The sequence below is a fragment of the Staphylococcus sp. EZ-P03 genome (assembly GCF_003344575.1).
Lineage (GTDB): Bacteria > Bacillota > Bacilli > Staphylococcales > Staphylococcaceae > Staphylococcus > Staphylococcus simulans_B.
In genome coordinates this window covers 1-13,567 of sequence record NZ_QPMO01000025.1, presented here as the reverse complement: position 1 = coordinate 13,567, position 13,567 = coordinate 1, and the positions used below count along the sequence as shown (strand labels likewise).

The window sequence follows — 13,567 nt, the reverse complement described above, 5'->3', positions numbered from 1 at the left end:
CCATCTTTTCTTAATTTCTCTTTCTCTTTAATAAACCTTTATATTTGTTTTCCAATCCTTTAGCTTTTAGCCTGCTTTGTGAATCTACATTTCTCATAGAATTAATCATAGGTACAGCATCATCATTTTGAATTTCCTCTTGTTGTTGCATAGGAATCATAACCCCATTTTTATATTGTGTTAGTTCCCAAGCCTCGTAGTCTCTAGCAGTTAATTTATTCATTATATCCGCAAATGTTTCTTGAAGTATTTCAAATTCTGAGTCGTCTACTAAACTCATTTTTTCTCCCACATAATCAGAAACAAATTGGATAATACTGTCCTCATTATCTTTAATAGCTTGAGCATCTGGGTACCGTCCTAGAGATTTCAGTCCCAATCTTTGTCTTATATAACCAACTATAACGGCAGGCAGCCCTCTTTTTATAGAGAAGTTTGAAAACGGAGTAACACTGGCTTCTTCAACATTTGCATATAATTTTTGGTGATATTCCTTGAAATGTTCATAATGCGATTTATCATTGCTGTCTCCTCGGTTATATACAGTAACAATAAGTCCAGGACTTTCATGAGGTTTTCTTCCAACACGCCCACTCACTTGAATATATTGTGCTGTGGACTTAGGTTGACCAATGATAGTCATTAGCGCTAATCTATTAACATCGACGCCTACTTCTATAATGTTTGAGGCAAGCACAATATCAAGAGCCCTATTTTTTATAGTTGTATAACTTGTTTTCATTTCCGTTAAAGATTGAGATATTTCCCCGTTACTTAGTCGAGAAGTTAATTCTTTAACTGCTTTATCTTTTAATATTCGCCCATCTTGTATATCTCTATTTTTATAATAACTGTTCATTGTGTCTTTTATATCTGCCTCTGTCAGTGTTTGAGCTTTGCCGATGTCATTAATAGTATTGTAAAAAGATAATATTGTCCAAAATGGGTCTCTGTAATTTGGCTCCAGGTCTTTTCCGCTTATAAGTAACGATGCAAGAGTCTGTACTTGAGATTGCAACTTTCCTTGTGTAGTAGAGTAAAGACCAATATATTTCCTACCATGCACTGGTTTACCATCGTCTCCCACTTCTACGCTTGAAAAATAATTGTCATTGATATCAAAACCAGCTGGTGGAAATAAGTTAGTATTTTGTCTTCCATATAATGCCTTGATTTGGTTTTGATAAGATTTTATAGTTGCTGTTGCAGCAATTATTTTCGGTTTTATTCCGTATCTTTCATCTGTACAAAGATTTTCTATTAGTGTTTCATACATACCTGATAAAGAGCCTAATGGACCCGAAATTAAATGTAATTCATCTTGAATTACAATATTTGGTGGTGATAATTTTCGATTACCATCATTGTCTATTCCAAATAAACTCCTTGCTTCTGGAACCCATGTTAAACGAACAAATTTATCAATAGTTCCAATTAAAAATGTAGGAGGGTTCTTGTACAGTTGTTCATCCACAAAAGAAATAGGAAGATGATTATGAAAGTGACACTTTTCATCTGGACAATATACTTCTAATTCCCCCGTAATCTTATAACCTAAATAATGATTGCTACCATTATTATTTATCACTTTCATTTCAGCACCGCACCACGGACACCTTTCTACTATAAAGTTGTTTTTACTATCCTTTTGACATTCTAACAATGCTTTACTTGCTTCTTTAATCGTATTAGGTGTGCTAGATTTTCCAACCCATAGACCTATGCTAAAGTGTTCTTCTCCTAACAGTTCCTTAAATTTATCTCGGATATAATCAATACTACATATTAATCTTGCTGCCCTTTGGAATTGATCAGCAGTTAACAAACGTAGTGTATATCTCATTAATATATCCACGCCAACATCCGACTTATCAATCATTCTTCGATATAACATTGAAAATGCTGCTACACCTAGATATGCCTCTGTTTTTCCCCCACCAGTTGGGAACCATATTAAATCAACAATATTTCTATCTTCACTTTTTTTATTTACTATCGCATCTAATGATTGTAAGATAAAACCTATTTGGAATCCTCTCCACTTTTTGTCAAAAGCTGGATTTCCTAACTCTATTTGTTGATTTATACTGTGATTAAGCTTTTCAAAATCTAAATAATTCAAATCATCAAACCCATTTACATCCAATTCTTTATCAAAATGTAAAAATCCATTTTCATAAGTAGCACTTCTTAAGTCTGTGCCATTATTCATTTGCATTAACATTGCCAGGTTTGCCAACTTAAAACATTTAAATACTGATTCTTCTTTGAGCAGAGCTAGTCCTTTTTTCATTCTAATAATGCTATATTCTATCTCTTTAAGATTTTCATACTTCACTTCTTCATAATATTTTAAAACCTTTTGATTTTTTAAATTTTCACACCAGTTTTCATAACCATTTATTAAGGGGGTTAAAATTTCTAATAGTTCTTCGTAACTTTCACATGATGAAATTCTAGCGTGATGAATTTCTAGCAGATTACCATCCACTTTGATATCCGGTGTCATGGTTTTTATTTCATATTCTGGTAAAAATGTTGATTTTATTTTGGTTACTTCACCGCTCTCATTAGTATCCCACTCAGTAGCACAGTCATGACCAAAAGCGTAGTTTTTTTCATTCAAATATAAAAATTCAAACTTTTTTTCTTCTTTGCTTATTTCAATATTCATATCTGATGCTTTAGGGTAAGGTACAAAGCTTCCTTCATCTGATAAACTAGCTTCTAATAAACATTGAAATAGTATATCCTTCTCTTCTGTAGAATTCTCAGCATTTTCTATAGTTAAAGTAACAATTTTTAAATTTTTCAGCTCTCTAATGTGTGAATGTAATATTATGTTCGTATCATCATTTTCTTTTCCCACTCCATCTTTGATTTCAAGTTGTTCTTTTGAGAGTCTTACATTTCTTTGTAAATTAATTTCTGTATTAGAGTAATATGATTTTCTGAACCACCAGTTTTGTGCATTCTCAGTTATTTGTAAATTACTATTATAATTTGCAATTTGATTATATTTACCGCACTCAAACTTAACATTAAGCTTTTCTGCTTCTAATGGAACAGCAAAAGTTATTCCCATTGTTGACTGAATATATGGGTTTTGATTAACATCCTGATGAACAATTTGTGTTTCACCTTCTATGACTTCTTCACTTTCCCCTATTTCATCTTCTACAATTGGCACTGTCTGTTTAGGATACAATAAGCCAGATGCATATTTTTTACTAGGTCTTCCTGTGTTAAAAATTTCTTCTGTTTTACCACCATATTTATATGCAAAGACATTTCCTGTTATGTTCTCTTGTGTCGTTTGTTCATCTATAACATTAACATGCTTTAAATTTTTTAATGGACCAATCACTTCTTCATGCAAATTTGCAATTAACTTTTCTCTATTCTTTACGTTGGTTTCTAATAAGTTTTTCATAATAATTTTCCCTCTACCCTTCTAACAATCTGTACATATGGTAAACATCTATATCCTCTAGTTTTTGAGGAGAATATTGAATTTGTTGAACTAAAAATTCGCCGACTCCTTCTAATTCAAATTCATACTCCTCATGTTGAATCATTTCTTCCATAATCTCTTCATTATCAATCATTTGAATTTTTTCATTTAAATTTTTATTACTCTCTCTTCCTGCCTTCTTATGAGACCTTACTATTTCCTCTGCAGCTATCAACGTCTGTTGGATTTTTTCATCAGAATAATTTAAATACTTCAATATTTTTGTCAGCACTCGCGGCTTTATAGTTTCACCATAAACCCAATTTTTTAGCAACATAATATCTGAAATATTTACCCCTTCTCTTCTCATATCACTAAACAGATTTTTCAAGTTACCTTTTTCTTCTAATTTTTCCAACAAATCATCTTTATATTTTTTTATATAGCTATAATGATTTTCATAATTTCTTCTTCCTATTAATTTCATTGCGATTTCGGACAAGTACTTGGATGCAGTGGATTTTTTTATGATTATCCAATCTCCTTTTTCTAAATTTTTTAAAGTTTCTCTTTGCACCTGAAGATCTTCACCAAGAACTGCATCATTTGAAATTTTTAAAGTATGAACTCTAGCACCTTCTGGGACAAAATAAACCCTGCCTTTTGTAAAAGGAATCATATACCCCGGTATATTACTATTAAGTTCACTCTCGCTTTTTCCTGTATACTTTTCAACCAAATAATTAATCCTTATTTCTTTTTCAACATTTACTGCTTCATCGTCCATAAATGGCTTATCTCTCAGTTTAAAATCATCCGCTTCCAAATTTACTTTTTCATATAAATTTGAAAGAGCATTTTTAGACTTATTTAATATTGATTCAGTTTTGAAGTTGATATTATATATATCATGAGAAATATAGTATATTTCTTTTCCAAAAAATGTTGTTTGATATTCAGGGAAAAGTGATGGTGTACCTATAAAAATAACTACATCGTATAATTCATTTCTTTTCAAAAGCTTATTAGGATGATAAACGTCAACTTTTTCGATATTGTATTTTTTTTCCAGGCTTTCAAAGCTTACAATTGCTATTCTTTCACCTTCGTTCTCCCTAAGTAAATGATTGAGTTCTTTGTCTATTTTATTATCAACTTCATTCTCCAAGAACTGATTCAATATTTTCTGATATAACTCGACTAAATGTATTAGCGTAGGGTCATCCAAATTATATATTTCATTAAAAAACTCCACTATCTTCTTTTCCATTACTTCATCCAATTTTTCATCAATCAGTTCAGAATAATTCAAACAAGATATTTGCAAATAAAAATTAAGTGGTTTTAACACTTTTAATTGGTCTTGCAATTCTTTACTGTAATGTCCTAATTTCCTATAAAAATTCTCGTAAATTTTATGGAATTGTTTAACTTCTTTAGAGTCTACTCTGACTTGTTGAATTTTATTACTGCTATGAGTGTAATCATTTAAAAAGGCTAATACATTAGTACGCATAAATTTCCACTCCTTTAGGTACTTTTAAATTATGCTTTTTTATAAAGTTTGTCAGTTCTTCATTATTATTCCTTTGTGGAGCGTTATTTATATTACTTAATAGAATTTCTCTCATGGTATTTCTATTGCGTCTATTTGAAATGTAAATATTTCTGTTAGTGGTACTATTTGACATCGTAACGCTAGCATTATCCCCAACAAATATTGAAACAGGTTTGTTATCCTGTATATTTTTCTGTTGCTTCGATTTAATCATTTTAATGTTATGGTAACTATATTCTTCATCATCAAAATAAAAAATCTCATTTAAATTATACGCGTAATTGTGGGTTTCGAATTCAATTAGCGCTATATCATTTTTAAATTTTTCAGAAATATTATGACCCACTATGTTCACTAATGTTTTGTTTGTCGCTGTAATATAATCTACTACACTTTGTCCATATTTCTCTGAAAAGTAGTTGCTTATATTATTGTTAATTTTAACAGCCCGGCCTGAGGTACTTTTATAATTTGCATTTAACTTGATATTACCTTCCCATTTACTCTTAGGAGTTTGATTCGTAATATTATCAGACTTGATTCGACTATCAAACTCTAAACTTATATAAGGGTTTCTATATGCCTCATTAAAAATTGAATGATTAAAAACGTTTACAACCTTAGCTTTAAGCCATTTATTACCTTCTTTATATAAGATAATATCTCCTATTACTAACTCTTTTTCAATAGGTGGTATATCATAACTTAATTTTTCTAAATAACAATCAATTATCCCTTTCGCTAAAAAGATGCTCGGGAAAATATCATCTATATAAGATATGTATAAATTTATGGTTTTTTGGTTTTCTACAAATTCTCCTATGTTATAAAAAAAGTTCATCCATACTTTGAATTTATCCCATGTTATATTATCAGTCATTCTATATTTTTCATTAAAACTATTCATAATCATCCCTCCTAAAACTCTACTAACAAAGATTATTCATATAATATTCGGTAATCAAAGTTCTTCTCCTTATTGTTTAATTTTATCAGATAGAACCATTTATTTCTCGTAACTTTTTGACTTTTTAAAATATTTCTCATCTTAAAATACTTATGTCATCAACATGGAAGTTCCAATTATAAAATTGATTAAAACTATTATTTTGTTATGTATTTCAACCTGCTTCTTATTGAATTATCTTTGTACTTTCGAGATAATTAACGTTAAGAGTAATTTGTAACGGAGGGGATAAATATGGTCGAGAGTCGAATTAAACAAGATTTAGTTGATGAAAAAGAAATCAGTAAGTTTTTAGATTGTTACTTTTATAGTGAATTGCCAAATCATTTTGATGCGATACAAGACATTTTTAGAAATCATTTCTCCGAGAATAACGATGATCAATATGAAGGGGTAGACTTAACAATTACATATAAGAATAACACCCGTATCAATATTGATGAAAAGGCAGCTAATAATTATTTTGATAAAAACATTCCCACTTTTGCTTTAGAAATTTCATTTTTTAATGCTAATGATGTCCATAAAGCAGGATGGCTTTTTGGTAAGCAATACTCACAAACTGATACTTATTTACTTTGCTGGGGTAAATCACACAATCCTAATAAGCCGATTACCATGAACAATATAAAAGAAATAGAAGCATTTTCAATCAGAAAAAAGGATTTGTTAGCCCTATTAAACAAATATTACGACATTAATCCATCAAACTATAAAGATAAAGCAAAGTCAGCAAGGGCTGCCATAAATCATCCTAATCGAAAAGGAAAGATATACCTTAAAGGAAATAGTGGACCATATTGGGTAGCGTCCCCTAAATTAAAAGAAAATCCTTTGAACATAGTATGTCCTAAAAGTATTTTAGAGAAAGTTACAAGGTATAAATTTTATGTTACAGAAGAAGAAGTAAAATATTATTAGAAATATGAAACCGGGTGAATTCTAATGAGTGAGCAATATGATACAAAAGAAAAAGTTCGAAAAAGAGCACGGGAGATTGTTGGTAAAACTTTACTAGAACTAAGTAAGGATGGCGTAGTTACAAATACTAAAAGTACTTTTGGAGATGCCTTTGAAAATTGGTTTGGAAAGGAAAAAGACAACCTAAGTCTTCCAGATATGGCTGAAGCCGGGGTGGAATTAAAAGCAACTCCAATTAAAAAAGTGAAAAGCGGAAAATATAGTGCTGCTGAACGCCTCGTTTTAAATATCATTAATTATAATGATCTGGCAGATGAGGAATTTGAAAGCAGTAAATTCATGTCTAAAAACCAAAGTATTCAATTAGGGTTTTATGAAAAAGAAAAAGATGTACCTAAAGGAAACTGGAAGTTTGTTGAAACGGCATTATTTGAAATTCAAAACAATAAAAAGGATTTAGAAATCATAAAACAAGATTGGGAATTGGTACATAAATATATTTTAGAAGGTCGTGCCCACGAATTAAGTGAACGCTATTTCCAATATCTATCCCCTTGTACTAAGGGTGTTAATAAAAGTTCTATGAGAACACAGCCCTATTCTGATACTTTGGCTAAACAACGAGCATTCTCTTTCAAATCAGGTTATATTACATCTCTTATAAGAAAGTATATTTTTGGCGATGAAAAATCTGAATCTATTATTACTGATAATGATATTGCACAAGAAAAATCAATTGAAGATATTGTTAAGGAAAGATTCGAACCTTATATTGGTAAGACTAAAAAAGAATTACAAAGAATTTTTGATATTAAATCTAATTCTAAAGGTGTTAATTATCAAATTGCATCTCATATTCTAAATTTGAATGGTAACGCGAATAGCAGCGATGCTTTTGAAAAAGTAGATGAATTTGAGAAAGCAATGATTAATGTTAAAACTATTCAATTTGATAAAAATAACAAGAATAAAGAAAGTATGTCATTTCCTGCATTCAATTTTAAAGAATTAGCTGAAGAAAAGTGGGAAGATGTTGATGGAACACCAACCGCTTCTTGGAACAACTTCTTACGCCAAGCTCGATTTTTATTTATTGTATTTAAAGACGATGGCGAAAAGAATATATTTAAGGGTGTTAAATTTTTCAGCATGCCAGAAGAGGATATAGATGGTCCAGTCAGAACTATGTGGCAAGATACTGTAGATAAATTGAATAATGGTGTAGAATTAACAGCTGTTGAAAGTAAAAGTACGAAGGATGGAATAATAGTTAAAAACAACTTTATCTCAAAAGGCGATAAACTTATATGCCATGTCAGACCTCATGCTACTAAGCGTGATTATAAAGTAAATGGTACTTATGCTGATCAATTGCCTAAACCTGCTAAATGGATTAATCGTCCAAAAGATCACGAGGCCTATTCAAACGATTGGATGACGGCACAATGTTTTTGGATTAATAATGATTACATCGCCGAACAGTTAAAAGATGTATTATAAAGTTACTTTTAGTGTAATAACATTTATAGAACGATCGTTCGCTTTTATGTTATAATTATTCCATTATTTATAATTAGTTACGAAGGAGCGCTAAAAATGGCACAAATCAAAGTTGCTGAATTATTTGCTGGTGTCGGCGGATTTCGCATTGGATTAGAGAATACAAAAGAAAATAAATTTGACGTCATTTGGGCAAACCAATGGGAGCCCTCTAAAAAGGTACAGCATGCCTTTGATTGTTATACCAGCCATTTTGATAAAGGTGTCCATAGCAACGAAGATATTGCTGAAGTTCCTGATAAAGAAATGGAAGACACGCATGCTGATATGATTGTTGGAGGATTCCCCTGCCAAGATTACTCAGTCGCAAGAAGTTTAAATGGCGAATTAGGAATACAAGGTAAAAAAGGTGTATTATTCTGGCAAATTGTACGTTTTATTCAAAACACAATGCCAAAGTATTTATTACTTGAAAATGTTGATAGATTGCTTAAATCCCCTTCTAAACAAAGAGGTAGAGACTTTGGAGTTATGCTTTCAACATTAAATGAACTTGGCTATAACATCGAATGGCGTGTGATTAACGCAGCTGATTATGGCAATGCTCAAAGACGTCGCAGAGTATTTATTTTCGGATACAAAAGAGATTTATCATATGCACAATCACTTTCTAAATACTCAATGGAAAACATTATTTATAAAGAAGGATTATTTGCCAAAGCCTTTCCTGTTGAAGCAGTTCCAAATAAAAAAAGAATCAGCGAAACAGATGTTTCAAAAGATATTGTTGAAATCTCAGATCAATTCAGCTTCCAATTCCATAACTCTGGAATAATGGAAAATGGAAAAGTCTTAACAATAGATACAATACCTATTTACGAAAAGCCAATCACATTAGGTGATATTTTAGAAAATGATGTTACAAATTATGATATTTCAGATGAAAAAATAGAGAAGTTCCAGTACTTGCGCGGTCCTAAAAAAATACTACGAACTTCAAAAACCGGTCATGAATATTATTTTAGTGAGGGTGGCATGTCAGAAACTGATGCACTAGACTTACCTGCTAGAACGATGTTAACTAGTGAAGGCTCAGTAAACAGAAGTACCCACTTCCTAAAGGTGAATGATAAGTATCGTACACTTACTCCAATAGAAGCCGAAAGGTTAAACGGATTTCCTGATAATTGGACTAATACTATGCCTGATAGAATGCGCTTTTTCTGTATGGGTAATGCATTAGTCGTTCCTTTAATTACACGTATAGGAAACCAAATCGAACAAATTGAACAAGAACATAAAGATGAGGATACCTTCTCACAATTGAAGTTATTCTAAAAACTATCAAATTAACGTGTTATTTTTTTATGATAGTAATCAAAAGAGCCATGTACTTCTGTAATTCCTTACATAAAGTACATGGCTCTTGTTTCTTATATTATTCTGTTAGTTTCTAAAATATCCTTTTTGTCTTAATGCCTTCTTTAATTTTCTCATGGCGTTGTTCTTTCTGTAGCTGCCACAGGATTTGGAGCAACCTTCTTCACGGGAGATTTGTGCTGTGGGTGTGGCTTCATACCCGTTTAATCCAAAGTATCTTTCTAATAATTTCCATTCTGATTCAGTTAGATTCTCTTTAGCGATGCGTTCTACATCTTCATACATAATCTTACTTACGACTGTAGTTTCAGTTGAATGGCTTAAGTCTATATCTAGAAAGCCTAAGGCATGTTCAATACACTCTTCTTCTTGAATTTTTTCGTATTCTGCATCTAAAGAAATTAATCCTTTAAAATGAGTATGATAATACCCGCGCAGCTCCATTAATTCATTTTCACTTATTCTCATTTGTTCGATAAGCAATTGATCTAACTCATTTGAGAGTAGATATGGATTTCGAACCATAATAGTACTCATCTTGTTGAGTTTCGTCATCTTTTCGGCTGGAAGTTTTATAGTTGTTCTATTGGCTGAAATTGCCTTAAGCATCAAGAAGTTGATATTGCTGAATAAGTAACTAGAAAACTGATATTTTTTATCCATATCAAATCGCTCGATCGTATAGACGATTCCCATATTTCCTATTGAAATCAAATCGTCTATATCCGTTATCGTTCCATTAGCAAGTTTTAATAACCTTCTTGCAAAATAACAGACACTTTTGCGATTGACGTATATAAGTTTTTCAGTCAAACATGCCTTTCTCTTTTCATCAGTACAATCTTTTAATTCTGCTAAATATTCCATATTTTTATGATAGGTATCAGCTTTGGAATATTGATTTTTCTTAGTAGTTGTTGTGATATCTTTATGATTTTTCATTGTTGTCTCTCTCTATCAATTTTTTTATATTACCTATTTTTATTTTGCTATTTTATTATTATTCGCCCATTTGAAAATCACACTCCATCCTTGAATTTGAATCAGCTATTGGAAATTCATCAACTCTCTTTCTCTTATTAATTATCCAATTTTATTTTACGGCATAATGTACTGATTTTCCTTTACCAAATAAGTAAAATTAATGCTTTTACCTCTTCACTTTCTTACTCAATAACGTTACAATGAGTTCATTCACACAATATTCTGATTATTGTGAATATATTTTAATAGGAGGAGATAACTATGAATCAAAGACAACATTATTGGAAAGATTGGCGATTACATACTTTAGTATTAGCCATTGTTGTTGTTTGTGAACTCATCGGACCGTTCGATATTCCACTTGGAGTAACATCAATTTTATTATTACCTGTAGTTTATGGAGTTGTCTTAGGATTATTAGCTTATTTCACTCCTTTAGTCAAAAAGAAACAGGCAAAGAATTCTGAACCTATGGTATTTATTTCGGTGGCCATTCTAATTGCGAAATTTGGTACAGAAGCTGGTCCTGCATTACCGAAAATCATTGCGGCAGGTCCTGCTTTGATTTTGCAGGAGTTAGGTAACCTTGGAACAATTTTCTTATCTTTGCCTTTAGCAATTATGTTAGGACTTCGTCGTGAATCAATTGGTATGACGCATTCAATCGGACGTGAAGCCAACATGGCTTTGATCACAGAGAAGTTCGGCATCGAATCGCCTGAATGGCGCGGTGTCATGTCTATGTATATCTTTGGTACAATTTTCGGTGCTATTTTCTTCAGTATCTTTTCAGGGCTTATCGCTTCTGTTCTTCCGCTACATCCATTGGCTTATGCTATGGCAACAGGTGTCGGCAGCGGGGTTATGTCTGCGGCAGCAGTAGGTCCTATTATTGAAATGTTTCCAACTTATGCTAGTGATATCAAAGCCTTTTCTGGTGTAAGTAATCTTTTAACATCAGTAACCGGATTATACATGGGTATCTTAATCGCATTACCGTTAACGATCCGTTATTACAATGGCGTTATGAAACTCAAAGCAAAGATTAAACGAAACGTACCAGAAAAGAGGGATACTCATGAAACTCACATCTAATATTATTAATTGGTCTTTAACGCTTGTAGTTGTTGGAATTATCGCAGTGATCAGTAATTGGATTGGTCAAAACATTATGCCTGCAAAGGCAGTACCAGGAGTACTTGCATTGATGGGCATTGCTCTGATAGGTATGATTCTTCAGCAATTAATCCCGCTTAATATCCCTAGCATTGCTTATATAGGGATTTTGGCACTGATTTTAACAATTCCTGGAGTGCCGACGGCACCTTACATTGTTAGTTGGACACATAACGTAGAACTGATGGCACTTGCTACACCTGTCGTTGCTTATGCTGGGATTTCTATCGGAAACTCTTGGGCAGATTTTGCTAAACTGGGCTGGAAGACCATTGTAGTAGGAATGGTTGTTTTAATGGGAACTTATGTTGGCTCAGCAGTAGTTGCGCATATTGTTTTGAAGCTGCAAGGTATTATTTAATACAAACCAATGATTTTACCTTATATGTAAACGAAAGTCGATTGTCTCGTCGGCTTTCGTTTTTTATAATGACTACATCACTAATTCAAACTGCTTACTCTCTATAAACATAAACCATCTAATATTCTAATGATAGAGAGGTACTTATTTATGAAAGTCACATATGTCGCTATTTATTATAAAAATGATCCAAAGCTTGAAGGAAAATACTTCTTTGTAGATTTTGATGTAGAATCCTTACACGAATTAATGCCGCCGATTGAAATGCTGCCAGCTGAAGATTGTTTAGGTTTTGCTTTAGCAAAGTACAAAGAATTGGGACTGCCTTTACCAAAAGCAGCACCCATTGAATTAATATTTTTGAAAGACACATTTTATTATGAGAAAAAAGCCATAACGATTGAACTCAATGAGTATGCAGGAACGAAAAAGAGAAAGCCGAAGAAATTTATTCCTGAATGGCTCTACCAATTTGAAATGAGTGAACACGAAAGATTTTGTATTAAAAGAGAAAGAGAATGGCAAAGACAGGCTATAGATGAACTTATGAACACAGAATTTGAAGGTAAACATGCAGGATTCATGTCTGGCAGACCATGGTTGCCAAGGGCATCAGAAACACTTTATACAGATGAATTGAATTTACATTAAAAAGAAGCCTCCTTATGCAGACACTTACGTGTGCTAAGGAGGCTTTGCTTATGCATTAGTAAAAATTGAGAGAAATTTACTATACATAGGTCATAACAAATTATTTATTTTCTTTTGAGTCTTTTTTACGACGATTAAATAAGAACACACTACCTAATGCCGCGAAAAGTCCGCCGAATATTGTTGCGTTACCAGTTGAGTTACCTGTATCAGGTAATTCTTTAGATTCTTGAGCTTTAGATGGTTGCGCTTTAGAATCTGCAGTTGCTGCTTCTGGTGCTTTCGTTTCAGTTGCTGCTGGAGCTTCAACACCGTTTGATGTTTGAGCGTTTGTACCATTATCAGCTGTTGGTGCATCTGTTGATGGTACTTCAGCACTGTTGTCTGTGCCTTCAGTCGGTTCAGAAGTACCTGGTTCGCTTGGAACTTTAGTATCATCTGTTTGATCTGGTGCATCTGTGTTGTCAACAGAACCGTTATCACCAGTGTTGTCTGTACCTGGAGTAGTGCCAGGAACTTCACCGTTGTCTCCGCCGACTGTTACTGTACTTTCATCAGAAACATTGCCTGCTTCGTCTGTTTGTACTGCTTTGATTACATCTCCTGCTTTCACAG

Annotated in this window: 11 protein-coding genes; 6 read left to right on the top strand and 5 right to left on the bottom strand. The window is 32.4% G+C overall.

All coding sequences use genetic code 11. The features are described 5' to 3' along the window. Window positions 1-10: 10 nt before the first annotated feature. Genes DVJ99_RS11520 through DVJ99_RS11510 form a run of 3 tightly spaced genes read right to left on the bottom strand, consistent with a single transcriptional unit; the run spans window position 11 to window position 5,919 of the window. Complete coding sequence (locus tag DVJ99_RS11520; protein WP_114604326.1) at window positions 11-3,433, bottom strand: helicase-related protein; 3,423 nt, start codon at window positions 3,431-3,433, stop codon at window positions 11-13. A 13-nt stretch (window positions 3,434-3,446) separates the two neighbouring features. Next, window positions 3,447-4,970 carry a DISARM anti-phage system protein DrmE domain-containing protein gene (locus DVJ99_RS11515; RefSeq protein ID WP_114604325.1) on the bottom strand — a complete coding sequence of 508 codons (1,524 nt, stop codon included), beginning with the start codon at window positions 4,968-4,970 and terminating at the stop codon, window positions 3,447-3,449. Beyond that, entirely contained in the window at window positions 4,960-5,919 is a 960-nt protein-coding gene (locus tag DVJ99_RS11510) for a hypothetical protein (protein ID WP_114604324.1), read from the bottom strand. The genes DVJ99_RS11515 and DVJ99_RS11510 overlap by 11 nt, the downstream gene beginning before the upstream one ends. A 294-nt stretch (window positions 5,920-6,213) precedes the next feature. On the opposite strand from DVJ99_RS11510, the gene DVJ99_RS11505 reads away from it, so the two are divergent. The 3 genes from DVJ99_RS11505 (at window position 6,214) to dcm (ending at window position 9,738) form a co-directional block, all read left to right on the top strand. Beyond that, window positions 6,214-6,900, top strand: coding sequence for a hypothetical protein (locus tag DVJ99_RS11505; protein WP_114604323.1), 687 nt, complete (start codon window positions 6,214-6,216; stop codon window positions 6,898-6,900). 24 nt (window positions 6,901-6,924) lie between these two features. Beyond that, window positions 6,925-8,400, top strand: coding sequence for a Sau3AI family type II restriction endonuclease (locus DVJ99_RS11500; RefSeq protein WP_114604322.1), 1,476 nt, complete (start codon window positions 6,925-6,927; stop codon window positions 8,398-8,400). Between the two features lie 96 nt (window positions 8,401-8,496). Beyond that, window positions 8,497-9,738 (top strand): DNA (cytosine-5-)-methyltransferase, encoded by a 1,242-nt coding sequence (dcm, locus tag DVJ99_RS11495; RefSeq protein ID WP_114604321.1) that lies wholly within the window; start codon window positions 8,497-8,499, stop codon window positions 9,736-9,738. A gap of 108 nt (window positions 9,739-9,846) precedes the next feature. Here the strand turns inward: dcm and DVJ99_RS11490 are convergent, their stop codons facing one another. Continuing rightward, the gene (locus DVJ99_RS11490; protein WP_114604320.1) at window positions 9,847-10,722 is read right to left on the bottom strand and encodes a sigma-70 family RNA polymerase sigma factor; all 876 of its coding nucleotides are present in this window, start codon (window positions 10,720-10,722) and stop codon (window positions 9,847-9,849) included. Window positions 10,723-11,025: 303 nt separating this feature from the next. Between DVJ99_RS11490 and DVJ99_RS11485 the strand changes: the two genes are divergently transcribed. From DVJ99_RS11485 to DVJ99_RS11475, 3 genes are all read left to right on the top strand, one after another. Next, the gene (locus DVJ99_RS11485) at window positions 11,026-11,859 is read left to right on the top strand and encodes a DUF3100 domain-containing protein (RefSeq protein ID WP_105994389.1); all 834 of its coding nucleotides are present in this window, start codon (window positions 11,026-11,028) and stop codon (window positions 11,857-11,859) included. Continuing rightward, window positions 11,843-12,301: a hypothetical protein gene (locus DVJ99_RS11480; RefSeq protein ID WP_114604319.1), complete on the top strand. Its 459-nt coding sequence runs from the start codon at window positions 11,843-11,845 to the stop codon at window positions 12,299-12,301. Before DVJ99_RS11485 ends, DVJ99_RS11480 begins: the two co-directional genes overlap by 17 nt. A 150-nt stretch (window positions 12,302-12,451) precedes the next feature. Next, window positions 12,452-12,952 carry a hypothetical protein gene (locus tag DVJ99_RS11475; RefSeq protein ID WP_105994387.1) on the top strand — a complete coding sequence of 167 codons (501 nt, stop codon included), beginning with the start codon at window positions 12,452-12,454 and terminating at the stop codon, window positions 12,950-12,952. A 100-nt stretch (window positions 12,953-13,052) separates the two neighbouring features. Here DVJ99_RS11475 and DVJ99_RS11470 read toward each other — a convergent pair. Further along, the coding region (locus DVJ99_RS11470; protein ID WP_162912200.1) for an LPXTG cell wall anchor domain-containing protein at window positions 13,053-13,567 on the bottom strand (515 nt) is incomplete at its 5' end.